The 25498-nt window shown below is 62.0% G+C and carries 21 protein-coding genes; 13 read left to right on the top strand and 8 right to left on the bottom strand.

The window, feature by feature from the left end:
- Positions 1-2: 2 nt before the first annotated feature.
- From gstA to infA, 5 genes are all read left to right on the top strand, one after another.
- Positions 3-620, top strand: a complete 618-nt coding sequence (gene gstA / locus QMZ29_RS23505) for a glutathione transferase GstA (protein WP_049204244.1) — start codon at positions 3-5, stop codon at positions 618-620.
- A 175-nt stretch (positions 621-795) separates the two neighbouring features.
- Positions 796-2562 (top strand): heme ABC transporter permease/ATP-binding protein CydD, encoded by a 1767-nt coding sequence (cydD, locus tag QMZ29_RS23500; protein ID WP_060432811.1) that lies wholly within the window; start codon positions 796-798, stop codon positions 2560-2562.
- A gap of 2 nt (positions 2563-2564) precedes the next feature.
- On the top strand, positions 2565-4304 hold the full coding sequence (gene cydC / locus QMZ29_RS23495) for a heme ABC transporter ATP-binding protein/permease CydC (RefSeq protein ID WP_043137717.1): 1740 nt from the start codon (positions 2565-2567) through the stop codon (positions 4302-4304).
- A 29-nt stretch (positions 4305-4333) separates the two neighbouring features.
- A complete protein-coding gene (aat, locus tag QMZ29_RS23490) occupies positions 4334-5059 on the top strand; it encodes a leucyl/phenylalanyl-tRNA--protein transferase (RefSeq protein WP_025302262.1) in 726 nt (241 codons plus the stop codon).
- A 105-nt stretch (positions 5060-5164) separates the two neighbouring features.
- The gene (gene infA / locus QMZ29_RS23485) at positions 5165-5383 is read left to right on the top strand and encodes a translation initiation factor IF-1 (protein ID WP_002211347.1); all 219 of its coding nucleotides are present in this window, start codon (positions 5165-5167) and stop codon (positions 5381-5383) included.
- A 205-nt stretch (positions 5384-5588) separates the two neighbouring features.
- Here the strand turns inward: infA and clpA are convergent, their stop codons facing one another.
- Positions 5589-7868 carry an ATP-dependent Clp protease ATP-binding subunit ClpA gene (gene clpA, locus QMZ29_RS23480; protein WP_025302261.1) on the bottom strand — a complete coding sequence of 760 codons (2280 nt, stop codon included), beginning with the start codon at positions 7866-7868 and terminating at the stop codon, positions 5589-5591.
- A gap of 27 nt (positions 7869-7895) precedes the next feature.
- The gene (gene clpS / locus QMZ29_RS23475; RefSeq protein WP_004928347.1) at positions 7896-8216 is read right to left on the bottom strand and encodes an ATP-dependent Clp protease adapter ClpS; all 321 of its coding nucleotides are present in this window, start codon (positions 8214-8216) and stop codon (positions 7896-7898) included.
- 355 nt (positions 8217-8571) lie between these two features.
- Between clpS and cspD the strand changes: the two genes are divergently transcribed.
- Positions 8572-8793 carry a cold shock-like protein CspD gene (cspD, locus tag QMZ29_RS23470; RefSeq protein WP_004928349.1) on the top strand — a complete coding sequence of 74 codons (222 nt, stop codon included), beginning with the start codon at positions 8572-8574 and terminating at the stop codon, positions 8791-8793.
- 87 nt (positions 8794-8880) lie between these two features.
- Here cspD and macB read toward each other — a convergent pair whose 3' ends face one another.
- Positions 8881-10827 (bottom strand): macrolide ABC transporter ATP-binding protein/permease MacB, encoded by a 1947-nt coding sequence (gene macB / locus QMZ29_RS23465; protein ID WP_049204241.1) that lies wholly within the window; start codon positions 10825-10827, stop codon positions 8881-8883.
- On the bottom strand, positions 10827-11942 hold the full coding sequence (macA, locus tag QMZ29_RS23460) for a macrolide transporter subunit MacA (protein ID WP_060432808.1): 1116 nt from the start codon (positions 11940-11942) through the stop codon (positions 10827-10829). The genes macB and macA overlap by 1 nt, the downstream gene beginning before the upstream one ends.
- A gap of 194 nt (positions 11943-12136) precedes the next feature.
- On the opposite strand from macA, the gene QMZ29_RS23455 reads away from it, so the two are divergent.
- Positions 12137-13090 carry a VirK/YbjX family protein gene (locus tag QMZ29_RS23455; protein WP_049204240.1) on the top strand — a complete coding sequence of 318 codons (954 nt, stop codon included), beginning with the start codon at positions 12137-12139 and terminating at the stop codon, positions 13088-13090.
- Between the two features lie 14 nt (positions 13091-13104).
- Here QMZ29_RS23455 and QMZ29_RS23450 read toward each other — a convergent pair whose 3' ends face one another.
- Positions 13105-14763 carry an ATP-dependent endonuclease gene (locus QMZ29_RS23450; RefSeq protein WP_025302257.1) on the bottom strand — a complete coding sequence of 553 codons (1659 nt, stop codon included), beginning with the start codon at positions 14761-14763 and terminating at the stop codon, positions 13105-13107.
- 187 nt (positions 14764-14950) lie between these two features.
- Here QMZ29_RS23450 and QMZ29_RS23445 point away from each other — a divergent pair, with 187 nt between their 5' ends.
- From QMZ29_RS23445 to ltaE, 5 genes are all read left to right on the top strand, one after another.
- Positions 14951-15847, top strand: a complete 897-nt coding sequence (locus QMZ29_RS23445; RefSeq protein ID WP_025302256.1) for a LysO family transporter — start codon at positions 14951-14953, stop codon at positions 15845-15847.
- A 181-nt stretch (positions 15848-16028) separates the two neighbouring features.
- Complete coding sequence (gene hcp / locus QMZ29_RS23440; RefSeq protein ID WP_149570458.1) at positions 16029-17678, top strand: hydroxylamine reductase; 1650 nt, start codon at positions 16029-16031, stop codon at positions 17676-17678.
- A 56-nt stretch (positions 17679-17734) separates the two neighbouring features.
- Positions 17735-18736 (top strand): NADH oxidoreductase, encoded by a 1002-nt coding sequence (hcr, locus tag QMZ29_RS23435; RefSeq protein WP_060447481.1) that lies wholly within the window; start codon positions 17735-17737, stop codon positions 18734-18736.
- 199 nt (positions 18737-18935) lie between these two features.
- Positions 18936-20657: a ubiquinone-dependent pyruvate dehydrogenase gene (gene poxB, locus QMZ29_RS23430; RefSeq protein ID WP_025302253.1), complete on the top strand. Its 1722-nt coding sequence runs from the start codon at positions 18936-18938 to the stop codon at positions 20655-20657.
- 75 nt (positions 20658-20732) lie between these two features.
- Positions 20733-21749, top strand: a complete 1017-nt coding sequence (gene ltaE, locus QMZ29_RS23425; RefSeq protein WP_261423689.1) for a low-specificity L-threonine aldolase — start codon at positions 20733-20735, stop codon at positions 21747-21749.
- A 29-nt stretch (positions 21750-21778) separates the two neighbouring features.
- Here the strand turns inward: ltaE and QMZ29_RS23420 are convergent, their stop codons facing one another.
- Together QMZ29_RS23420 and QMZ29_RS23415 are read right to left on the bottom strand one after the other, a co-directional pair.
- The gene (locus QMZ29_RS23420) at positions 21779-22474 is read right to left on the bottom strand and encodes an N-acetylmannosamine-6-phosphate 2-epimerase (RefSeq protein ID WP_049205972.1); all 696 of its coding nucleotides are present in this window, start codon (positions 22472-22474) and stop codon (positions 21779-21781) included.
- The gene (locus QMZ29_RS23415) at positions 22471-24027 is read right to left on the bottom strand and encodes a PTS transporter subunit EIIC (protein ID WP_261423692.1); all 1557 of its coding nucleotides are present in this window, start codon (positions 24025-24027) and stop codon (positions 22471-22473) included. The genes QMZ29_RS23420 and QMZ29_RS23415 overlap by 4 nt, the downstream gene beginning before the upstream one ends.
- Positions 24028-24194: 167 nt before the next feature.
- On the opposite strand from QMZ29_RS23415, the gene QMZ29_RS23410 reads away from it, so the two are divergent.
- A complete protein-coding gene (locus QMZ29_RS23410) occupies positions 24195-25022 on the top strand; it encodes a MurR/RpiR family transcriptional regulator (protein WP_060421676.1) in 828 nt (275 codons plus the stop codon).
- On the opposite strand, the gene QMZ29_RS23405 is transcribed toward QMZ29_RS23410, so the two are convergent.
- Positions 25023-25370 carry a DUF1294 domain-containing protein gene (locus QMZ29_RS23405; protein ID WP_033647462.1) on the bottom strand — a complete coding sequence of 116 codons (348 nt, stop codon included), beginning with the start codon at positions 25368-25370 and terminating at the stop codon, positions 25023-25025.
- Positions 25371-25498 lie beyond the last annotated feature (128 nt).

Raw genomic sequence — 25498 nt, 5'->3', positions numbered from 1 at the left:
GCATGAAGCTGTATTTTGCTCCCGATGCCTGCTCGCTGGCCCCACATATCGTCCTGCGGGAATTAGCGATCCCTTTCACCCTGGTCAGGGTAAACAATCGCAGCAAGCGCTGCGCCGACGGTGAGGATTTCTATCGCATCAACCCAAAAGGTTACGTCGCCGCCCTGCAGCTGGACGACGGCAACGTGATCACCGAAGGCCCCGCCATCGTTCAATACCTCGCCGACCAGCGCCCAGAGAGCCGGCTGGCACCGCCACCGACGGCCTTTGAGCGGGTAAGGCTGCAGGAATGGCTTAATTTCATCACCAGCGAGATCCATGCCGGTGCCGCCCCCTTGTTCAATGATGCCCTGCCCGAAGATGCCAAGGCGTTGCTGCGCGACAAGTTGAGACGGCGATTGGGTTATCTCGCGCAAGCGTTGGCACAACAAACTTACCTATTGGGAACGTATTTCAGCGTCGCTGACGCTTATCTGTTTACCGTGTTGCGCTGGATGGCGCGCTTCGAGATTTCGCTGAGCGAGTGGCCACCGCTCCAGCATTATGTGACGCGGATCGCAGAGCGAGCGTCGGTGCGCGCCGCTCTGGAAGCCGAGGCCACGAGTGAGCAAGTCAAATAGCCGGTAACGCGTCTGTTATAGCCACATTTGGCCGCTTTATTATTTTCAGTCTGCCGGGTGACGAGGTAACATGGGACCTCGCTTGTTTGTCGCCGATTGCGCCAAACACTATTATTTAACAGTACGTTAACCCAGCCTGTAACAAACGGGCACCGGCGACGCAGACGCATATCTGATGAAAAAAAACAGACAGCAACAGTTAACCCGTTGGCTTAAAACCCAGAGTTCGTTGGCGCAGCGTTGGCTGCGCCTTTCCATGCTGTTGGGGCTGTTCAGCGGCCTGCTGATCGTGGCGCAGGCGTGGCTGCTGGCCAGCCTGCTGCACGCCCTGATCATCGAACATACCCCGCGCGAACAGCTGATCCCTTCGTTTATCTGGCTGGCCGTCGCGTTCGCATTGCGGGCGCTGTTGAGCTGGCTGCGGGAACGGGTCGGTTTCCTGTGTGGCCAGGTGATCCGTCAGCGCATGCGCCAGCAGGTGCTGGATAAACTGCAGCAGCTCGGCCCGGCCTGGATCCAGGGCAAACCGGCGGGCAGTTGGGCCAGCATCATCGTCGAGCAGATCGAGGATATGCAGGACTATTACTCGCGCTATCTACCGCAGATGTATCTGGCGGTGTTTATCCCGCTGCTGATCTTGATCGCCGTCTTCCCGATCAACTGGGCCGCCGGTTTGATTCTGTTGGCGACCGCGCCGCTGATCCCGCTGTTTATGGCGCTGGTCGGCATGGGGGCCGCCGACGCCAACCGCCGCAACTTCGTGGCGCTGGCGCGATTGAGCGGCAACTTCCTCGACCGCCTGCGCGGCCTGGACACCCTGCGGTTGTTCGACCGCGCGCAGGCCGAAACGGCGCAGATCGCCAAATCCTCCGAAGACTTCCGCAGCCGCACCATGGAAGTGCTGCGTATGGCCTTCCTCTCTTCCGGCGTGCTGGAGTTCTTCGCTTCGATTTCCATCGCCGTGGTGGCGGTGTACTTCGGCTTTTCTTACCTCGGCGAACTCAACTTCGGCAGCTACGGCCTCGGCGTAACGCTGTTTTCCGGTTTTCTGGTGCTGATTCTGGCGCCGGAGTTTTTCCAACCGCTGCGCGATCTCGGCACCTTCTACCATGCTAAAGCGCAGGCGGTCGGCGCGGCGGAAGCGCTGGAAACCTTCCTTAGCGCCGAAGGCGAGCAGATGGGCAACGGCACGCGGCAACTGCCCGCCGATCAACCGCTGACGCTGCAGGCGAACGCATTGGAAATCCTGTCGCCGAACGGCGTACTGCTGGCCGGGCCGCTGAGTTTCACCCTGCAACCGCAGCAGCGCGTAGCGCTGGTCGGGCTGAGCGGCGCCGGCAAAAGCTCGCTGCTCAATCTGCTGCTCGGCTTCCTGCCCTACCGCGGCTCGTTGACCGTCAACGGCATCGAACTGCGTGAACTGTCCGCAGAAAACTGGAGGCAACAGCTGAGCTGGGTCGGTCAGAACCCACACCTGCCGGCGCAAACCTTGCGCGCCAATATCCTGCTGGGCTGCCCGCAGGCCGACGAAGCGCAGCTGCAGCAGGCGGTGGAACTCGCCTACGTCAGCGAACTGTTGCCGTATCTGCCGCAGGGGCTCGACACCGAAGTGGGCGACAACGCCGCCCGCCTGTCGGTCGGCCAGGCGCAGCGCGTGGCGGTCGCCCGGGCGCTGATCGGCCCGCGCCGCTTGCTGCTGCTGGATGAACCGGCCGCCAGTCTCGATGCCCACAGCGAACAACGGGTGATGCAGGCGTTGAATGCCGCTTCGCATCAGCAAACCACCCTACTGGTCACGCACCAGTTGGAAGACACCGAAGACTACGATCAGATCTGGGTGATGGATAACGGGCGCATCGTGCAACAGGGCGATTACGCCACCCTCAGCGCCCAGCCGGGCCTGTTCGCCACTCTGATCGCCCATCGCCGCGGGGAGCTTTAATCATGCGCGTTTTGCTGCCGTTTTTGGCGTTGTATCGCCGCCATAGCCTGCTGATTAGCCTGGGCATCCTTTTGGCGATCGTCACCCTGCTGGCCAGCATCGGCCTGCTGGCGCTTTCCGGCTGGTTCCTGGCCGCCTCTTCGCTGGCCGGATTGGCGGGCCTGCTGACCTTCAACTACATGCTGCCGGCCGCCGGCGTGCGCGGCGCGGCGATCTTCCGCACCGCCGGGCGCTACGCCGAGCGCGTGGTCAGCCACGACGCCACCTTCCGCGTGCTGTCGCACTTGCGAGTGTTCACCTTCAGCAAGATCCTGCCGTTGGCACCGGGCGGCATCGCTCGCTTTCGCCAGGCCGACCTGCTCAACCGCCTGGTGGCGGACGTGGACACGCTGGATCACCTTTATCTGCGGGTGATCTCGCCGCTGATCAGCGCGGCGGTGGTGATCCTGGTGGTCACCTACGGCCTGAGCTGGCTGGATCCTGCGCTCGCCCTGACGTTGGGTGGCATTCTGTTGCTGCTGTTGCTGCTGGTGCCGCCGGTGTTCTACCGCGCCGGCAAACCGATCGGCGGCCAACTCACCGCGCTGCGCGGCCAATACCGTACCGACCTAACCGCCTGGCTGCAGGGGCAGGCGGAGCTGGTGGTGTTCGGCGCCGTCAACGACTTCCGCCAGACGCTGAACGCCACCGAACAGCGGTGGCAACGCCGCCAGTGGCAGCAGGCCTCGCTGAGCGGCAAGGCGCAGGCGCTGATGATCCTCGCCAGCGGGCTGACGGTGACGCTGCTGCTGTGGCTGACCGCCGCCGGCATCGGCGGCGATACCCAGCCCGGAGCCCTGATCGCGCTGTTTGTCTTCGCCGCGCTGGCGTCGTTCGAAGCGCTGATGCCGGTCGCCGGCGCCTTCCAGCATCTCGGCCAGGTGATTGCCTCCGCCACGCGGGTCAAACAGATCATCGATCGCCAGCCGGAAGTCACCTTCCCTGCCGTCGGCCCGGCCGCGGCCGATCGCGCTCAGCTCAGCCTGCAGCAGCTGAGTTTCACCTATCCCGATCAGCCGCAGCCGGTGCTGCGCGACGTCACGCTCGAGGTCGCGGCCGGCGAACACATCGCCTTGCTCGGCCGCACCGGCTGCGGCAAGTCCACCCTGCTGCAGCTGCTGACCCGCGCCTGGCGCACCGACGGCGGCAAAATTCTGCTCAACGGCGAACCGCTGGAGGATTATGATGAAACCACGCTGCGTCGGATGACCACGGTCGTCAGCCAGCGAGTGCATATCTTCAGCGATACGCTGCGGGAAAACCTGCGGTTGGCCGCACCGAATGCCGACGACGCTCGCCTGAGTGACGTACTGCAGCAGGTTGGGCTGGGCAAATTGCTGGACAGCGACGGCGGGCTGAACGCCTGGTTGGGCGAAGGCGGCCGGCAGCTGTCCGGCGGCGAACAGCGCCGACTGGGTATCGCCCGCGCGCTGCTGCATCCGGCCCCGCTGCTGCTGCTTGACGAACCGACCGAAGGGCTGGACGCCGAAACCGAACAGCAGATCCTGGCGCTGCTGCGCCGGCATTGTCAGGGCAAGACGCTGATCCTGGTGACGCACCGTTTGTACGGCCTGGAACATCTCGACCGCATTTGCGTAATGGATGACGGCCAAATTGTCGAACAGGGCGATCACGCCACCCTGATGCGCCAGCAGGGCCGCTATGCACGCTTTCGCAACCGTATCAGCAACCTGGCGCCGTAATCGGCCCGTAGAGGACGCAGAGACCTTGTATGCGCATCGTTAAGCTTTCCCCCCAGTCGCTGGCGTTTCCCTCGCCTGAGGGCGCCCTGCGCGATCCCAACGGCCTGCTGGCGATCGGCGGCGACCTCACGGCGCCGCGACTGTTGGCAGCCTACGAGCGCGGCATCTTCCCCTGGTACTCGCCGGGGGAAGCGATTCTGTGGTGGTCACCCGATCCGCGTGCGGTGCTGTTCCCTGCCGAATTTCATCTCAACCGCAGTCTGAAACGCTTTTTGCGCCACGATCCGTTTCGCATCACGCTCAATCACGATTTCGCCACGGTGATTGCCGCCTGCGCCCACCGGCCGGATGAAGGCACCTGGATCGGCCCGGAGGTGCAGCGTGCCTATCAGCATCTGCATCGCCTCGGCTACGCGCACTCGGTGGAGGTATGGCAGGATGATCAACTGGTCGGCGGCATGTACGGCGTGGCGCAGGGCGCGTTGTTCTGCGGCGAATCGATGTTCAGCCGCGTCACCAACGCCTCAAAATGCGCATTGATGGCCTTTTGCCGCCATTTTGCCGCTTATGGCGGGGAATTGATTGACTGCCAGGTGCTGAACGCTCACACTGCCCGCCTTGGCGCGCGTGAAATTCCGCGCCGTCAATTTTTGCAGCAGCTCAGCACCCTTCAACGGCGGCCTTTGGCGTCGGCGTGCTGGGCGCCGCAAGTCATATCCCCACAGCCGGTTGAACCGCCCTCTCCAGTAAACTAATTGATGGAAACGGTGCAATGTTCACCGACACATCTTTACATAATGGGGGTTTTTCGGCATTATCTTGCCGGTTAAAAACTAAGGTAGTTAGACCTAGAGGATTCGATGGCCAAAGAAGACAATATTGAAATGCAGGGCACCGTTCTTGATACGCTGCCGAACACCATGTTCCGCGTTGAATTGGAAAACGGGCACGTGGTAACCGCACACATCTCCGGTAAAATGCGTAAAAACTATATCCGCATCCTGACGGGCGACAAAGTCACTGTAGAGCTGACCCCGTACGACCTGAGCAAAGGCCGCATTGTCTTCCGTAGCCGTTAATCGGCTCACCGCGCGCCACATGCTGGCGGCATCGAGGATGTAATCCCTCGGGAGCCCTTTCCGTTTACCCCCGCAGCGACGTTACACAACGGGTTGCAGGTGCGCAGGTAAACTGAGAGGGCTCACTCGTTTCTGTTGTACGGTGAATCTCACCCATAAAAAAAAGCGATGCCGAAGCATCGCTTTTTCTTTGCCTGAAGCGGCCTTAATGCACCGCACCCTCGTCCGCCTTGCGCTTGGCGGCACTGAGGAAGTGGTAGGTCAGCTGTTTCTTGTCCTTGTCCAGCTCGACCTTCACGGAACCGCCGTCCACCAGCGAACCGAACAGCAGCTCGTTGGCCAACGGTTTCTTCAGGTTTTCCTGCATGACGCGCGCCATCGGACGAGCGCCCATCGCACGGTCGTAGCCCTTCACCGACAGCCAGTCGCGTGCTTCGTCGCTCACTTCCAGCGAGACGCCCTTCGCATCCAGCTGCGCCTGCAGTTCGACGATAAACTTGTCGACCACCTGCTGGATCACCTCGGTAGACAGATGGTTGAACCAGATGATGTTGTCCAGACGGTTGCGGAACTCTGGCGTAAACACCTTCTTGATCTCTTCCATCGCGTCGGTGCTGTTGTCCTGCTGCACCAGACCGATTGATTTGCGTTCGGTTTCCCGCACCCCGGCGTTGGTGGTCATCACCAGGATCACATTGCGGAAGTCCGCCTTGCGGCCGTTGTTGTCGGTCAGCGTGCCGTTGTCCATCACCTGCAGCAGCAGGTTGAACACGTCCGGGTGCGCCTTCTCGATCTCATCGAGCAGCACTACCGCATGCGGATGCTTGATCACCGCATCGGTCAGCAGCCCGCCCTGATCGTAACCGACATAGCCCGGAGGCGCGCCGATCAGACGGCTGACGGTATGCCGCTCCATGTACTCGGACATGTCGAAACGCAGCAGCTCGATATCCATCGCCTTGGCCAACTGTACGGTGACCTCGGTTTTCCCGACCCCGGTCGGCCCGGCGAACAGGAAGGAACCGACCGGCTTACGCTCGTGGCCCAGACCGGCGCGGCTCATCTTGATGGCTTCCGTCAGCGCTTCGATCGCCTGATCCTGGCCGAATACCAGCATCTTCAAACGATCGCCCAGGTTTCTCAGCACGTCGCGATCGCTGGCCGACACGGTTTTCTCCGGGATACGAGCGATGCGCGCCACCACGGATTCGATATCGGCCACGTTGACGGTTTTCTTGCGCTTGCTGGCCGGCATCAGTCGGCTGCGGGCGCCCGCCTCGTCGATCACGTCGATCGCTTTGTCCGGCAGATGACGATCGTTGATGTATTTCACCGACAGCTCCACCGCGGCGCGGATCGCCTTGGCGGTATAACGCACGTCGTGGTGCGCTTCATACTTGGTCTTCAGGCCGTTGATGATCTGAACGGTCTCTTCCGCCGTCGGTTCGGTGATATCGATCTTCTGGAAACGGCGCGCCAAAGCGCGATCCTTTTCGAAGATGTTGCTGAACTCCTGGTAGGTGGTCGAGCCGATCACCCGGATCTTGCCGCTCGACAGCAGCGGTTTGATCAGGTTGGCGGCATCCACTTGCCCACCGGAAGCCGCACCGGCGCCGATGATGGTGTGAATTTCATCGATGAACAGGATGCTGTTCTGATCCTGTTCCAGCTGCTTGAGCAGCGCCTTGAAGCGTTTCTCGAAGTCGCCGCGGTATTTGGTGCCGGCCAGCAGTGAACCGATATCCAGCGAATACAGCGTGCAGTCCGCCATCACTTCCGGCACGTCGCCCTGCACGATACGCCAGGCCAGGCCTTCGGCGATGGCGGTCTTGCCCACGCCGGATTCGCCGACCAACAGCGGGTTGTTTTTACGACGACGGCACAGCACCTGAATCGCGCGCTCCAGCTCACGATCGCGGCCGATCAACGGATCGATGCCGCCCACACGGGCCAACTGATTGAGGTTGGTGGTGAAGTTTTCCATACGGTCTTCCCCTCCGGACTGCTCTTCGTTCACCGGGTTTTCCGCATTCGGCGCTTGGCCCGGCTCGTCTTTACGCGTGCCATGTGAAATGAAGTTCACCACGTCGAGACGGCTGACGTCGTGCTTGCGCAGCAGATAGGCCGCCTGCGACTCCTGCTCGCTGAAGATGGCCACCAACACGTTGGCGCCGGACACTTCACTGCGGCCGGAAGATTGCACATGGAAGACCGCACGCTGCAACACGCGCTGGAAGCTGAGCGTCGGCTGAGTGTCGCGCTCTTCTTCGCCGGCGGGCAGCGTCGGTGTGGTTTGTTCGATGAAGGCTTCCAGCTCCTGGCGCAACGCGGCCAGATCCACCGTACATGCCTCAAGCGCTTCTCGCGCGGCAGGGTTGCTCAGCAACGCCAGCAACAGGTGCTCCACGGTCATAAACTCGTGTCTGTGCTCACGCGCCCTGGCGAAAGCCATGTTGAGACTGAGTTCCAGTTCTTGATTGAGCATAAGCACCTCCCCAATAGATTGCCTTATTCAGGCTTTTTCCAGCGTACAAAGCAACGGATGCTCGTTCTCCCTTGCGTACCGGTTCACATGGACGACTTTGGTTTCCGCCACCTCGGCGGTAAAAACACCACAGATCGCCTTGCCTTGATAGTGGACCGTGAGCATCAGTTGCGTTGCGCGTTCAATATCATAAGAAAAGAACTTTTGCAGAACGTCAATCACAAATTCCATCGGTGTGTAATCGTCGTTGTTAAGTATAACTTTATACATAGACGGCGGTTTTACCGCATCGATTTGTTTTTCTTCGGCCAAGTGTTCAAAATTTAGCCAGTCGTTGTTATTGCCCATCGCTGCTCATCTTCTCTGCTCTGCCCTCTGATATGGGGGCAGGTTTCGGTTATTCAAAGTGGGGATAGTTACTATTTTATCATCTTCGGCATCGTCCCGCCGCACTGTAACGTGCGCAAAAAAACGGGCCAATTGTGACTGAATCGTGGCAATAGCGTTACCTGCTTCAAACTTTGGTGAACTGCTCCCCGCCGACAAAAGCCGATCCCTTGACGCCCCGATCATTTGCTCTAGAGTGTAAATTCGTGGCTGGTGGTCTTTTAACCACCCCTTGTCCACCCTGCTACCCGCCTACGGCGGGTGCGAATTCAGTTATTCATCTCACTTAAAATAGCGTTGCGAGGGATGTAAAAGCATGGAGACGGGTACTGTTAAATGGTTTAACAACGCCAAAGGCTTTGGCTTCATCTGCCCAGCCGGCGGTGGCGAAGATATTTTCGCGCATTACTCCACCATCAAGATGGATGGTTACAGAACGTTGAAGGCAGGCCAGCAGGTCAGCTTCGACGTGCATCAAGGGCCAAAAGGGAACCATGCCAGTCTTATTGTGCCGGTGGAAAGCGAGGCGCTGTCCTAAACGCTTCCGGCAGCGTCGCGCTGCATTGACCCTGACTGCGATAAAAATGCCAGCCGCCGTGTGACTGGCATTTTTTATGCCTTTTACTTACTCGCGCGCCAGCGCATCGATCGGATTCAGCCGCGCGGCATTGCGCGCCGGCAGATAGCCGAACACCACGCCGATACCGGTGGAACAGAGGAACGCGCTCAGCAACGCCGCCGGCGGGAAGCTGATCTGCCAGCCCGGCAATACCAGCTGCACCGCCAGGCCGATGGCGAACGACAGCGTAATCCCCAGCGCGCCCCCCACCAGGCAGACCAACACCGCCTCGATCAAGAACTGCTGCAACACGTCGCCGGAACGGGCGCCCACCGCCATGCGGATGCCAATCTCGCGCGTGCGCTCGGTCACCGACACCAGCATGATGTTCATCACGCCGATGCCGCCGACCACCAGCGAAATCACCGCCACCAGCGTCAGGAACAGCTGCAGCGTGCGGGTGGTTTTCTCTGCGGTTTGCACCAGGCTGTCCATGTTATAGGTGAAGAAGTCCTTTTTGCCGTGGCGCAGCGTCAACAGGCGTGACAACTGCTGTTCCGCTTCCTTGCTGTCGTAGCCGTCGCGAATGCGCACGGTGATCGAGTCGAAATAATTGTTGCCCATCAGCCGGTTGGCCATGGTGCTGTAAGGCACCCACACGTTCAGCGTCTTGCTGCTGCCGAACATCGACTGCTTCTCTTTAGCCACGCCGACCACCGTCGCCGGCATGTTGCCCACCAGGATCACCTCGCCCACCACGTTTTTCTGGTGAGGGAACAGCCGCCGTTGGGTATTGGCGTCGATCACCACCGTCTGCGCCTGTGACTGCACCTGCATCGGATCGATGCCTACGCCCTGGGTAAAGCTCATACCGTACACGCGGAAGAACTGTTCGCTGACGCCGTTGACATTGGCCGCCGCGTCGACGTTACCCAGCCGCAGCCGCATGCTGCTGCTGATGCTCGGCGACAGCGCGCTGATATACGGCTGTTCGCGCAGCGCATCGAGATCGCCGTATTTCAGCGATTGCCGGTAGGTTGGATCGTCGTCGCCGAAGTCCTTGCCGGGGTAAATGTCGACGGTGTTGGTGCCGATCGATTTGATGTCCGCCAGCACCATCTGCTTGGCGGCGTCGCCGATCACCAGGATCGATACCACCGAGGCGATGCCGATAATGATGCCGAGCATGGTCAGCGCGGTGCGCATCTTGTTGGCCGCCATCGCACGCCAGGCCATCACCAGCGCTTCGCGAAAGCGGCCGCCCATCTGCCGCCAGGAAGGCGCCGCGGCGGCCAGCGCCAGCGGCTTGGCCTGGGTATCCTCCGGCGGCGCCGGACGCGAGTCGGCAATGATTTCGCCGTCGCGGATCTCGATGATCCGCTCCGCCTGGCGCGCCACCGCTGGATCGTGGGTCACCAGGATCACCGTGTGGCCCTGGGCGCACAGCTGTTTGAGGATCGCCATCACCTCTTCGCCGGAGTGGCTGTCGAGCGCGCCGGTCGGTTCATCCGCCAGGATCACCTGCCCGCCGTTCATCAACGCGCGGGCGATACTGACGCGCTGCTGCTGGCCACCGGAAAGCTGGCTCGGCCGGTAGTTGACGCGCTCCCCCAGCCCCAGGCGCCGCAACAGCGCCTCCGCCCGTTCGCGCCGCGCCGCTTTGCCCAGCCCCGCGTACACCGCCGGCACCTCGACGTTATGCGCCGCACTCAAGTGCGGCAGCAGATGATAACGCTGGAAAATAAAGCCGAAATGTTCGCGCCGCAGCTGCGCCAGCGCATCGTCGCTCAGCGTCGCCACATCCTGCCCGGCCACCCGATAGACCCCGGCGCTCGGCTTGTCCAGACAGCCCAGAATGTTCATCAGCGTCGATTTGCCGGAGCCGGAGGCCCCCATGATCGCCACCATTTCCCCGGCGTCGATGCTCAGACTGATCCCCTTCAGCACCTCCACCGTCTGCTCGCCGGAACGGTAGCTACGGCGAATGCCGCTCAGCTGCAACAGCGCCGCCATCAGCCGGCCTCCACGCCGCCGCGGCTGACAATCACCTCATCGCCCGCCTCAAGCCCGCTGAGGATTTGCACATCGATATTGTTGCGCAGACCGATAGCCACCTCACGCTTCTCTTCCTTGCCCTGTTTCAGCACCGAGACGTGGTAGCGATTGTCGGCGATCTGGTCACCCAACGCCGCCAGCGGGATCACCAGCGCCTGCTCGACGCCGGCCAGCTGAATATGCACCTGCGCCGTCATTTGCAAGCGCAGCAGCCTTTCCGGGTTGGGCACTTCGAAACGCGCATAATAGAAGATGGCATTATTGACCTTTTCCGGCGTCGGCTGAATGTCTTTCAGCACGCCGTCGAAGCGCCGAGTCGGATCGCCCAGCACCGTGAACCAGGCCTTCTGACCCGGCTTGAGGTTAATGACGTCAGCCTCCGAGACCTGCGCCTTCACCAGCATGGTGCCGAGATCCGCCAACGTCAGAATGTTCGGCGCCTGTTGCGCCGCGATCACCGTCTGGCCCTGCAGCGTGGTGATCTGCACCACGTCGCCGTCCATCGGGGCTTCGATGCGGGTGTAGGCCAGGTTAATCTTGGCGGTATCCAGGCTGGCCTGGTTGCGGGCGATCTGCGCATTGATGGTGCCCACCTGCGCTTTCTTCACCGCCAGCTGCGTCGCTGCCTGATCCAGATCCTGACGCGATACCGCCTGCAGTTTGGCCAGTGCCTGGTTGCGCTGCAGCGTGACCGCCGCCAATTGCTGCTCGGCCTGTGCCTGCAGCAGCTGCGCATGCAGCTCGCGCAGCGTCGCCTCGCCTTCGCGAATGCTGTTCTGCGCCTGTTGCGGATCGATAACCCCCAGCAACTGGCCTTTTTTCACCTTGTCGCCGATCTCGACATACAACTTTTCCAACTGCCCGCTGACCTGCGCGCCGACGTCAACCTTGCGCACCGCGTCCAGCTGGCCGGTCGCCAACACGTTCTGCTGCAGATCGCGCTTGGTGACCTTTACCGTTTTGAAAGCGGTTGGCACCGGATGGCGGAAGTGCCAAACGGCCGCCGCGGCAATCACCGCAATCACCGCCAGTGCGAGTATCCAGCGGCGTTTGTGTCCTTTAAACCCTGTCAAAATTGACCTGCCTGTGCTTGTGAATATCGACCGCCCATTGCGGCGGCGGAGCTAAATTAGCACGCACCGTAGGGAATAACTAAACCTTAGCTCAACACAATGTGGAGACACGCCTGGTTACAGTTCAGCATTGAACTCTCGTTTAGTGAAGCCTTGATGAAATAGCGCCATTCAACACAGCCAAGGATTTCATCATGTCACAGCTCAGCTACCCACTCACCTCCGCCCGGCCGCTTAACGGCTGGCAACTGATGACGGCGCTGATCAATGGCGAAAAGGCGCCAAGCAACGCCTGGAAAAAAACCTCGTTTCGCCTGAAGTTTCTCGGCCGCTCGCTGCTCAACTGGCGCACCACCAGCGGCCTGCTCAGCACCCTGGCCAGCAACCCGCTGCTGGAGGAGATCCTGAGCGCGCAGCCGAACCTGCCATGCAAGCTGCATCGCCCCTACCTGGCAGCCAACATGAGCAAGATCGAATGCCTGTTCGCCCTGCGCGATCATTACGATCTCATCGTGCAGCGCATGCCGCTAAAGATGCGTCTCGGCCACCTCGGCCCACAGCCTTTCGTGCTGGCCCGCGCGATGGGCAAAAACGAAGCGCCGATCACGCTGGAATTGGCGGCGATCGACAAACTGAATAAGGAAGGGGAAGCCACGCTGCTGCTGCGCAACGCCAACGGCGTGATGCTGGCGGAGATCACCTTTGCGCTGATGCATTATCAGCAGCAGCCGACGCTGTTCATCGGCGGCCTGCAGGGCGCGAACCATGAGGTGCCGCACGCCGAGATCCAGCACACCACCAAAGAGTGCCACGGTCTGTTCCCCAAACGGCTGGTGCTGGAAGGCATTTGCACGCTGGCGCGGCACCTCGGCATCCGCCAGATCGTAGCCGTCGGCAATGCCACCCATATCTATCAAAACTGGCGTTACCAGAGTAAGAAGAAGGATCAACTGCACGCCGATTACGATCAGTTCTGGCTGTCGATGGGCGCCAAACCGCTCGACAACGGCTATTTTCTGCTGCCCGAGCGCATCGCCCGCAAACCTATCGAAGAGGTTGCCAGCAAGAAGCGCGCCGAGTATCGCCGTCGCTATCAGTTGCTGGACGAGCTGGAACAGGGATTGGCGGCGCATTTCTGCGCCCGATAACGCCCGGCGGGCCGTCAGTCCGCCCGGCCGCGCGCCAGCCAGATCACCCGTGAGAACATTTTCTTCAGCAGCGGCGGCACCGAGTCCGTGCCCCATTCGCCGGCCTGCATCGCGACCTCGATCGCCAGATCCGGCTTCGACGAGTGGTGGACCGCTTTCAGGATCACCTTGCGCACCGGCATCTGCGCGTTGATCGGCACCGACGCCATTCGGTGATAGACCGGGGCGAACCCTTCGCGGAACATGAAGTGTTCCATGTCCGGCGCCGGCAGCGCGGTCAGCCGATCGCGTTCGTTGTCTTCATGATTGTCCAGCAGGCTGCGTACGGTGTTGGCGTACTTTTTGCCCGCCTCATCGCCGTCCACCAGCGCATGCCACTCGATGCCCATGCGGCGGGCGAAGCGCAGCAGCGGCTTCAGGCCGCACTGAGCGAACTCGATGACCCTCACCCCTTCCGCCTCGAAATGGTAGCCGCACTGGCGCGCCAGCTCGTTCAGCAGCCACACTTCGGTTTCGCCCTCCACCAGCAGCCAGCAGCGGGCGAACAGCGACGACGGCCGGTTGAAACGGATGTGAAACGCAATGCGCCGCCCGTCTTCGGCGCTCAACCCGCGCGGCCCGAGACGGTAGGTCGCGACCCGGCCCGACTCGCGCACCAGCCGGCAGACGTGCTCCACCGGCACCAGCGACACCAGTTCGCTGGAGTTGGTGGTGGTGATGCGCTGCAGCGGCAGCTGATTGAGCAGCCCCCAGGCCACCGACAGCATGATCGGGTGCAGGCGAGTTTCCGGGTCTTCCACCAGCAGCAGCGGCCGGGCGTGCGGATCCAGCTTGACGTCGCCCTTGGCCTGCAACAGGGTGGAAAACATCCCGAGCAGGATCAGGCGCATGCTGCGGCTGTTCGGTTCGGCCACCATGCGGTTGATGCCGTCCAGCGCACGCCAGGCGTCCTGCTCCGGTTCACCGCCGCGGCGGCGTGGCCGCGCCACCTGCGAACTCTGCTCGGCAAAATAGTGCTCGAGCAACTGCTGCATCGCCGCCAGCCCCTGACGCAGCTCGCCGTTGGTCAGCTTCTGCGGATTGCGCACCAGCTCGCGCGTCAGCTGATCCAACTGCTGCGCCAGCGCCTGGGTATCGGGTTTACGTTCATCGCCGAGGCTGCTGGGGCGCAGGCGGCGAATAAAGCGTGCGTCGCGCAGGCGCAGTACCGGATGAATGCGGATGATGGCGTGGGCCAGCTGTTCGATATGGTGCAATTGAAAGGCATTGCCGTCGGCGTCGAGAAAACCGCGCCAGGTGCACACCGTGCCGTCGTCGGCCAGCTCGCCCTCGCAGCGGTAATGAATGCGGCTCAGGCCATCCTCGCCCTTGACCCACAGCGGCGTCAGGTGGCGATAACGCGGTAGGTGCGCATGGCCGATGTCTTTTTCGCAGAAGGTGAACACCACCTGCAGGTGGCGCTCTTTGGCCGACTCTTCACCGGGGGGGAAATGGAAATCGTGCGCTTCAAACCGATACAGCTTCTGCTCCGGCGCCAGCAGCAGCGTCAGCGCATCCAGCAGGCTGGATTTACCCCAGGCGTTTTCGCCGAGCAACAGCGTGTTGTCGTCCAGCATCAGGGACAGCCGATTAATGCCGCGAAAACCTACAATTTCGATACGCTCCAAGAACATCCGCCGCCTCCCGTGCGCGCCGTCGCCTCTTCAATGAGGCGACCTTCACAGAGCATGGTCAAAAAACCCCTTGCAGGTCAAGCGGCCAGCGTCAAATCTGCCGCTTTACTCCGGCCGGGCTTTTGGTTAGCGTGTGCTCCTCGCCGCCGTTCGGCGCGCATCAAAACTCAAGGACACTCGTTGCACCATGTACTCAGGACTGTTGATTATTCTGTTACCGCTGATTGTCGGTTACCTCATTCCCTTACGCCATCGCCCGCTGCTGGTGCTGATCAACCGGCTGCTCAGCTGGATGGTGTACGTGATCCTGTTTTTCATGGGCATCAGCCTGGCGTTTATGGAAGATCTCAGCAGTAACCTGGTGCTGATCTTCCAGTACAGCGCGGTGTTCTTCTTCTGCATTCTCTGCGCCAATCTGCTGTTGCTGGCGCTGCTGGAGCGGCGCATGCCGTGGCGCAGCAGCCATAAACAGGAAAAGCTGCCCTCGCGCGTGCATATGGCGCTGGAGTCGCTCAAGCTTTGCGGCGTGGTGCTCGGCGGCTTCCTGCTCGGCCTGACGCAGTGGCAATGGCTGCAGTTCGCCCATAAAGGCAGCGAATATGCGCTGATCTTCCTGCTGTTGCTGGTCGGCATTCAGCTGCGCAACAGCGGCATGACGCTGCGCCAGATCGTGCTCAACCGCCGCGGCACGCTGGTGGCGTTGGTGGTGACCGTCGCGTCGCTGGCCGGCGGCGCGCTGGCGGCGCAGCTGCTGGGGTTGCCGATCAAGGCCGGGCTGGCGATGGCCTCCGGTTTCGGCTGGTACTCGCTGTCCGGCATTCTGATCACCGACGCCTACGGCCCGGTGATGGGCAGCGCCGCGTTCTTCAACGATCTGGCGCGCGAGCTGGTGGCGATCATGCTGATCCCGACGCTGGTGCGCCGCAGCCGCTCCACCGCCCTCGGCCTGTGCGGCGCCACCTCGATGGACTTCACCCTGCCGGTGCTGCAGCGCAGCGGCGGGCTGGACATGGTGCCCCCCGCCATCGTGCACGGCTTCCTGCTGAGCCTGCTGGCGCCGGTGCTGATCGCCCTGTTCTCCTGATCCTTTTCCCTTGGGGGCTACCCGGCCCCCAAAGCGTAATCATTCCCATCCGCACGGCAAAATTGCGTTAAATCAAACTTGCCCGCAGTAGTCGCACAAAAGCCTTTTGCATCCCCGATCGCCGATCTATGCTTTTAAACAAGCATTATAAATGCAACTTTAAAAATAAAAGGAAGCGACTATGTTCTGTGTGCAATGTGAACAAACCATCCGTACCCCGGCAGGCAACGGCTGCTCGTATGCTCAGGGCATGTGCGGCAAAACGGCGGAAACCTCCGATCTGCAGGATCTGCTGGTGGCGGCGCTGCAGGGACTCTCCGCCTGGGCGCTGCAGGCGCGTTCGCTGGGCATCGTCGACCACGAGATCGACAGCTTCGCCCCGCGCGCCTTCTTCTCCACCCTGACCAACGTCAACTTCGACTCCCAGCGCATCATCGGCTACGCGCGGGAAACCCTGCTGCTGCGCGACTCGCTGGCCGCCCGTTGCCGGCTGCTGGATGCCGGCGTGCGCGTCGATCACCCGATGGCGGCGCTGCAGCTGGCCGGCAACGATATGCCTGCGCTGCTGCAGCAGGCGGCGCAGTTTGCCCTCAACAGCGACAAGGCCGAGGTCGGCGACGACGTACACGGTTTGCGCATGCTGTGCCTGTACGGCCTGAAAGGCGCGGCGGCCTATATGGAACACGCGCACGTGCTCGGCCAGTTCGACGAGCAACTCTATGCCGACTACCACGCCTTTATGGCCTGGCTCGGCACCCGGCCACGCGACGTCGACACCCTGCTGAACAACGCCATGGGCATCGGCAAGATGAACTTCAACGTGATGGCGATCCTCGATCGCGGTGAGACCCAGGCCTACGGCGATCCGCAGCCCAGCGCAGTCAACGTGCGCCCGGTGGCCGGGAAAGCCATTCTGATTTCCGGCCACGATCTGAAAGATCTGCGCATGCTGCTCGAACAAACCGAAGGGCAAAACGTCAACGTCTACACCCACGGTGAAATGCTGCCGGCTCACGGCTATCCGGAACTGAAAAAATTCAAACATCTGGTGGGCAACTACGGCAGCGGCTGGCAGAACCAGCAGACGGAATTCGCCAAATTCCCCGGCCCGATCGTGATGACCTCCAACTGTATCATCGATCCTAACGTCGGCAACTACGGCGATCGCATCTGGACCCGCAGTATCGTCGGCTGGCCGGGCGTCAACCATCTGGAAGGCGACGACTTCGGCGCCGTGATCCGCCAGGCTCAGGGCATGAACGGCTTCCCTTACACCGAGATTGAGCACCTGATCACCGTTGGCTTCGGCCGCCAGACGCTGCTGAACGCCGCCGACACGGTCATCGACCTGGTGTCGCAGAAAAAACTGCGCCACGTCTTCCTGGTGGGCGGCTGCGACGGCAGCCGCGACGAGCGCAGCTACTTCACCGACTTCGCCCGCAGCGTGCCGCAAGACTGCCTGATCATGACGCTGGCCTGCGGCAAGTACCGTTTCAACAAGCTGGACTTCGGCACGCTAGAAGGGTTGCCGCGCCTGCTGGACGTCGGCCAGTGCAACGACGCCTACTCCGCCATCATGCTGGCGGTCAAGCTGGCGGATACGCTCGGCTGCAGCGTCAACGAGCTGCCGCTCAGCCTGGTGCTGTCGTGGTTTGAACAGAAGGCGATCGTCATTCTGCTGACGCTGCTGTCGCTGGGGGTGAAAAACATCGTCACCGGCCCGACCGCGCCGGGCTTCCTGACCGACAACCTGATGGCGATCCTCAACGAGAAATTCGGCCTGCGTCCGATCACCACCGTCGAGCAGGATATTGCAGCGCTGCTCGCCTGATGCCGTTACGTTATGGGGCCGCCTGCGCCGGCCCCTTTGTTTTTTGAGGTGCCCCGATGACTCAACCCACTCCGCTTTGCCCGAACCGCATGCAGGTGCATTCCATCCAGCGTGAAACCGCCGACGTCTGGACGCTGAACCTGATCTGCGACGTTTTCTACCCTTACCAGGCTGGCCAGTTCGCGCTGGTCAGCATTCGCAACAGCGAGGAGACGTTGCGCGCCTATACGCTCTCCTCCTCGCCCGGCCAGAGCCGCTTTCTCAGCATCAGCGTGCGCTGCCTGCCGGACGGCATCGGGTCGCGCTGGCTGACGCAAGAGGTCAAGCCCGGCAACACGCTGTGGCTGTCCGACGCGCAGGGCGAATTCAGCTGCGAGCGCCACCCGGCCGATCGTTATCTGATGCTGGCCGCCGGCTGCGGCGTGACGCCGATCGTCTCGATGTGCCGCTGGCTGACCGCTAACCGTCCGGCCTGCGATATCGCCGTGATCTTTAACGTACGCACCCCCGCCGACACGATTTTCGCCGATCAATGGCGCGCGCTGTGTGCCGCCCATCCGCAGCTGCGCCTGACGCTGATGGCCGAGCAGGATCTGCAACCCGGCTACCTCAGCGGCCGTATCGATGAACAGACGCTGCGGCAGGCGGCGCCGGATATCGCCGAACGCACGGTGATGACCTGCGGCCCTGCGCCCTACATGGATCAGGTGGAGCAGCTTTGTCGCCGGCTCGGCGTGCCGGCCGAGCATTTCCATAAAGAGCAGTTCCACACGCCGACGGCGCAGGCCGACGCCACCGAAGGACTGACGCTGCGCGCCGCGCGCCCGCTGCGCGAATTCCGCGTGCCGGTCGGCAGCACGCTGCTGGCGGCGATGGAGGCCAATGCCCTGCCGGTCAACGCCGCCTGCCGCGCCGGGGTGTGCGGCTCGTGCAAAACCCGCATCCTCGAGGGCGACTACACCACCACCAGCACCATGACGCTGAGCGCGGAAGAGATAGCGCAAGGCTACGTGCTGGCCTGCAGTTGCCAGTTGCAGGGTGACGTCACGCTGGCGTGATCCCCTGGCCCCATCGCCGCGATGGGGCATTTATCGGCAAGTTCCCCGTGGCCAGCCCAGTTACACTGTTTCCCGTCCTACGCTCTTTACCCTTCCTGACCGCATCTCGTCCACAGCCGGTAAGCTATGCTTGCAGTTGTTCTGCTGACACTCACCGGATCGAGTCCACATCGTTTTTCAAACCATGTTTGGGGGAACCATGAAGCAAACCGTAGCCACACTGATCGCCAAAACGCTGGATCAAGCCGGCGTAAAACGCATTTGGGGCGTAACCGGCGATTCACTCAACGGCCTCAGCGACAGCCTGCACCGCATGGGCACCATCGAATGGCTGGGCACCCGCCATGAAGAGGTGGCCGCCTTCGCCGCCGGTGCCGAAGCCCAGCTCACCGGCCAGTTGGCGGTGTGCGCCGGTTCCTGCGGCCCCGGCAACCTGCATCTGATCAACGGCCTGTTCGACTGTCACCGCAACCATGTGCCGGTGCTGGCGATCGCCGCACACATTCCTTCCAGCGAAATCGGCAGCGGCTACTTCCAGGAAACCCATCCGCAGGAGCTGTTCCGCGAATGCAGCCACTATTGCGAACTGGTCTCCAACCCTGAACAGCTGCCGCGCGTACTGGAGATCGCCATGCGCAAGGCGATCCTCAATCGCGGCGTCTCGGTGGTCGTCTTACCGGGCGACGTGGCGCTGCGCATGGCGCCGGAAGACGCGACGCTGACCTGGCATACCCCGGCGCTGCCGCTGGTGCAGCCGCCGATGAGCGAGTTGAACAAGCTGGCAGAAACGCTGAACAAGGCGAAGAACATCACCCTGATGTGCGGCAGCGGCTGCGCCGGCGCGCACGATGAAGTGGTCAAGCTGGCCGAGCTGCTGCAGGCGCCGGTGGTGCACGCGCTGCGCGGCAAAGAGCATATCGAATGGGACAACCCCTACAGCGTCGGCATGACCGGGCTGATCGGTTTCTCTTCCGGCTACCACGCGATGATGAACGCCGACACGCTGGTGCTGCTCGGCACCCAGTTCCCCTATCGCGCGTTCTACCCCACCAACGCCAACATCATTCAGATCGACATCAACCCCGGCAGCATCGGCGCGCACTGCCCAGTCAATATGGCGCTGGTGGGCGATATCCACACCACCCTCACCGCCCTGCTGCCGCAGCTGGAGCCCAAGCGCGACCGGGCGTTCCTCGACAAGGCGCTGGAGCATTATCGCAACGCGCGTAAGGATCTCGACGGGCTGGCGACCGCCAACGACGACCAGCCGATCCACCCACAATATCTGGCGCAGCAGCTCAGCCAGTACGCCAGCGACGACGCCATCTTCACCTGCGACGTCGGCACGCCGACGGTGTGGGCCGCCCGTTACGTGAAAATGAACGGCAAGCGTCGCCTGCTCGGCTCGTTCAACCACGGTTCGATGGCCAACGCCATGCCGCAGGCGATAGGTGCCCAGGCCACCGCGCCGGATAAACAGGTGATCGCCATGTGCGGCGACGGTGGCTTCACCATGCTGATGGGTGATTTCCTGTCGCTGGCGCAGCTCAAATTGCCGGTGAAAATCGTGGTGTTCAACAACAGCGTGCTGGGGTTCGTGGCGATGGAGATGAAGGCCGGCGGCTACCTGACCGACGGCACCGATCTGCATAATCCGGACTTCGCGGCGATCGCCAACGCCGCCGGCATCAAGGGCATCCGCGTGGAAAAAGCGTCGGATCTGGACGGCGCGCTGCAGGAGATGTTGGCGCATCCCGGCCCGGCGCTGCTGGACGTGGTCACCGCCAAGCAAGAGCTGGCGATGCCGCCGCAGATCAAGTTCGAACAGGCGAAGGGCTTCAGCCTGTACATGCTGCGCGCCATCATCAACGGCCGCGGCGACGAAGTGGTCGAGCTGGCGAAAACCAACTGGCTGCGCTAAGCCAGCTGCCCCGGTGAAATAAAGGGTATATGATGCCATGTACCCTTTTCCTCTCCCTTATATTGCAGGAACCCTATGCTTATCGATCTACGCAGCGACACCGTCACCCGCCCCAGCGCCGCCATGCGCCAGACGATGGCTCAGGCAGAGGTCGGCGACGACGTCTATGGCGATGACCCGACGGTCAACGCGCTGGAGGCCGAGGCGGTGCGCCTATCGGGCAAAGAGGCGGCGCTGTTTTTGCCCAGCGGCACCCAGGCCAACCTGGTGGCGCTGCTGAGCCACTGCCAGCGCGGCGACGAGTATCTGGTCGGCCAACAGGCGCACAACTATAAATACGAGGCCGGCGGCGCAGCGGTGCTGGGCAGCATCCAGCCACAGCCGATCGAGGCTGACGCCGACGGCACGCTGCCGCTGGACAAGCTCGCCGCCGTCATCAAACCCGACGATATCCACTTCGCCCGCACCCGGCTGCTGAGCCTGGAAAACACCATCAGCGGCAGAGTCTTGCCGCAGACCTACCTGCAGCAGGCGTGGCAATTTACCCGCGAGCGGCAGTTGGCGCTGCATATCGACGGCGCGCGCATCTTCAACGCCGCCGTGGCGCTGAACCTGCCGCTAAAAGAGATCGTGCAGTACTGCGACACCTTCACCATTTGCCTGTCGAAAGGACTGGGTGCGCCGGTCGGCTCGCTGCTGTGCGGCAGCGAGGCTTTCATCCAACGCGCGCTGCGCTGGCGCAAGATGACCGGCGGCGGGCTGCGCCAGGCCGGCATTTTGGCGGCGGCCGGCCTCTACGCGCTGGAGCATAACGTCGCGCGGCTGCGCGAAGACCATGACAACGCGGTCTGGCTGGAACAACAACTGCGGCAGATCGGCGTAGAGATTGCCGAACCCGGCGCGCAGACCAACGTGCTGTACCTGCGCCAAACGCCGGCGCTGGCGGCCAAACTCGGCCCGTGGATGCGCGAACGAGGGGTGCTGATCAGCAGCGGCCCGCTGACGCGCATTCTGACCCACCTCGACGTCAGCCGTCAGGATCTGCAGCGGGTGGTCGAACTGTGGCGGGAGTTTCTTCAGCACCACGCCTGATTTCCCTCCCCTGTGCGCCGGGGAGCCTCTTATCGCCCGCCGATGGCGTCGACAAAGCGGCGGGTGATCTGTTGCGGGCGGGTAATGGCGCCCCCTACCACCACCGCATGCGCCCCCAGCGACAGGCAGCGCGCGGCCATCGCCGGCGTTTCGACATTGCCTTCGGCGATGACCGGCACCGATACCGCCGCCAGCACCGCACGAAGAAAGCCGAAATCGTTATCCGCCAGTCGGGCGCCCCGGCTTTCGGCGGTATAGCCGTACAGCGTGGTGCCCACGCAGTCGAAACCCAACCTGGCGGCCCCTTGCGCCTCCTCCAGGGTGGCGATGTCCGCCATCAGCAACAGCCGGGGATACCTGGCGCGGATCGCGGCGACCAAGGCCGCCAGTTGCAGTTCCCCCGGCCGCGGGTGGCCGGTGGCGTCCAGCGCGATCATCTGCGGCGCCGCCGCCATCAACTCATCGATTTCACGCAGGGTCGGCGTGATATAGACGTCGCTGCCCGCATAATCGCGTTTGATGATGCCGATGACCGGCAGCGCCACCGTGCGCATGATAGCGTTGACGTCTTCGACGCCGTTGGCGCGGATCGCCGCCGCGCCGCCTTGCTCGGCCGCCAGCGCCATGCGCGACATGATAAAATCGCTGTGCAGCGGCTCGTCGTCCAGCGCCTGGCAAGACACCACCAGGCGCCCCTCAATCTGCTGCAAAATGGAAAGCGTCATAAATCCAACAACTCCTCGACTTCGTTTTTAATGATGGTGACGTGCGGGCCGTAGATCACCTGAACACCGTTGCCGCGAACGATAACCGCCCGTGCGCCGCTGGCCTTCAGCCCGCTTTCGTCCAGCAACCGGCTCTGCTTCACCGTCACGCGCAACCGCGTGGCGCAACAATCCAGTTCGACGATATTCTCTTTGCCGCCCAGCGCCGCCAGCACCTGCTGCGAGCGTTCGGTGCCCGTCATCACCGCTTCCGGCGCAGTTTCCGCCTCGCGCCCCGGCGTTTTAAATTTGAAGCGCAGGATCAGGAAACGGAACGTGAAGTAGTACAGGAAGAACCAAGGCACACCGACCAGCGGGACGTACATCCAGTGGGTTTTCGCTTCACCCTGCAGCACGCCGAACAGCATGAAATCGATAAAGCCGCCGGAGAACGTCTGGCCGATGGTGATATGCAGGATGTGAGCGATCATGAACGCCAGGCCGTCGAACAGCGCGTGCACCACGTACAGCGCCGGCGCGACAAACAGAAACGAGAATTCGATAGGTTCGGTGATGCCGGTCAGAAACGAGGTCAGCGCCGCCGACAGCAACAGTCCGCCGACGCGTTTGCGGTTCTCGGGACGCGCACTCTGGTACATCGCCAGGCAGGCGCCGACCAGGCCGAACATCATGGTGATAAAACGGCCGGACATGAAACGCGCCGTGCCAATGTAGAACTGCTGAGTATTCGGGTCGGCCAACTGGGCGAAGAAAATGCGTTGTGTGCCTTCCACCAGCTGTCCGTTGATCACTTCGCTGCCGCCAAGCGCGGTGGTCCAAAACGGTAGATAGAAGATGTGATGCAGGCCGAACGGCCCGAGCATGCGCAATACGAAGCCGTAGATAAAGGTCCCGAGATAGCCGCTGGCGTCTACCAGACCGCCCATGCCGAAGATCAACTGTTGGAAATGCGGCCACACCACCGTCATCAGGGCACCGACCGCCATCGCCGCCAGCGAGCTGACGATCGGCACAAAGCGCGAGCCACCAAAAAAACCCAGGAACGGTGGCAGCGCTATCTTGTTATAGCGGCCGTGCAGATACCAGGTCACCAAACCGATGACCACTCCGCCGAACACCCCGGTCTCCAACGTCTGGATCCCGAGAATCGTTCCCTGCCCCACCGCGCCAGCGTTCTGCGTGGCCAGCGTGCCGTTGATTTTCAACAGCGCATTGATGGTGGCGTTCATCACCAAATAGGCGATCAGCGAGGCCAGCCCCGCCGTGCCCTTGTCGCTTTTGGCCAACCCCACCGCCACGCCGACCGCGAACAGGACCGCCAGGTTGGCGAACACGATGGCGCCGGCGCTGGCCATCACCGTAAATACGCTTTGCAACCAGCCGACGTTGAGGAAGGGATACGCCTCGACGGTATTGGGATTGGACAGCGCACCGCCGATCCCCAGCAGCAGGCCGGCCGCCGGCAGCACGGCGATCGGCAGCATGAACGATTTGCCGAACAGCTGGGCTTTTTCGAACCAGCCGCCGGAGCGTGACAATTCTGGTGTTGACATAAATTTTTCCCCGCTATCATTTTTATGATGAAAATTTTTACCACATTAAAATTTATTTAATGAAAATTTTATTCATAACGATGATCGGCTTCACAATCCGTCGATTTTGCTGGCGAGCGGCGGCGTCTTTCCGCCACAATAGAAACGGGCATACTCAGAAAGGTAACGTGATGAATACAGGCAACTTGTTATTGCGGCTGCGGCAGGATTTGGCGGGGTACAGCCCCACGCTGCAAAAGCTCGGCAACTATCTTCTTGCGGAGCCCTCCCGCGCCGTTTACCTGACCATCACCGAACTGGCGCGTGAAAGCGCCACCAGCGAAGCCAGTGTCACGCGGCTGTGCCGCCATCTGGGCTGTAAAGGCTATACCGAATTTAAAATGGCGCTGGCCCTCAGCCTGCAACAAAACCAGCCGGAGGCGACGACGCGGCAAAGCGCAACGGAAAATTTGGTGGAAGAGAGCGTGCAGGCGCTGCGGGATACCGGCGCGCTGTTGGATCCTCAGGCGCTGCAACAGGCGGCGGACAGCCTGCAGCGTTGCGCTTCGGTACAGATTTACGGCGTCGCCGCCAGCGCCATCATCGGCGATTTTCTGCACTACAAACTGTTGCGCCTCGGCAAACCGGCGCAGCTGTTCAGCGACATGCACCGGGCGGCGATGAACGCCGCCTCGCTGAGTGAGCGGGATCTGCTGATCGTCATCTCCAGCTCCGGCTCCACCAAGGACGTGCTGCATGCGGTGGCGTTGGCCAAAGGGCGCGGCGCACGCGTGATCGCAATCAGCAACACCCAACGCAGCCCGCTGGCTAAAATGGCGGATACGCTGCTGGTGGCAGCCAAACCGGAAGGGCCGCTGACCGCCGGCGCCCTGCCGGCCAAGGTCGGCGCCATGCTGCTGGTGGAGTTGATGATCGCCGAACTGGCTCAGCGCGATCCCGCCTACGCTCAGGCGATGCAGGCCACCGCCAGCGCGACTCTGCCGCTGCTGTTGTAATCAGAAGATCCAGCGGCCATAAACCCAGTACCACAGCCCCAGCACCGCCACCAGGTTGAGCGCCACGCTGAGGATGAACCAGGTTTTAAACGGCTGCTTCTGGGTTTTGTGGCGAAACAGCTGCTGTGCCACCAGTGCGCCCAACCACCCGCCCAGCGCGCCGAACAGCAACAGCGTCGCCTCCGGTACCCGCCGCCACCCTTTGCGCGCCGCCAGCTTATCGCCGCCGTAGATCAGAAACGTCAGCAGGTTGGCCAGCAGCAACCACATCCACACCGGATGCAGCGAGAACAGGCTGGCGACCAGCGCCAGGCCCAGCAGGGCGTAACAAATCACATTGAGCTTCATGACATCCGGTTTTTCGTTCGGTAAGGGGGCGCGTAGTGTGAACCTGCGCCAGGATGGATGCAACCGGCTTATACCCATACAAAAAGTGCATTTAAACCCTGAATTTGGCATCCTGTCGTTCTGCCAAT

Source organism: Serratia sp. PF-27, assembly GCF_030053255.1.
Lineage (GTDB): Bacteria > Pseudomonadota > Gammaproteobacteria > Enterobacterales > Enterobacteriaceae > Serratia > Serratia bockelmannii.
Note: the sequence above shows the minus strand (reverse complement) of the source record. Positions and strands in the feature narration are given on the sequence as shown.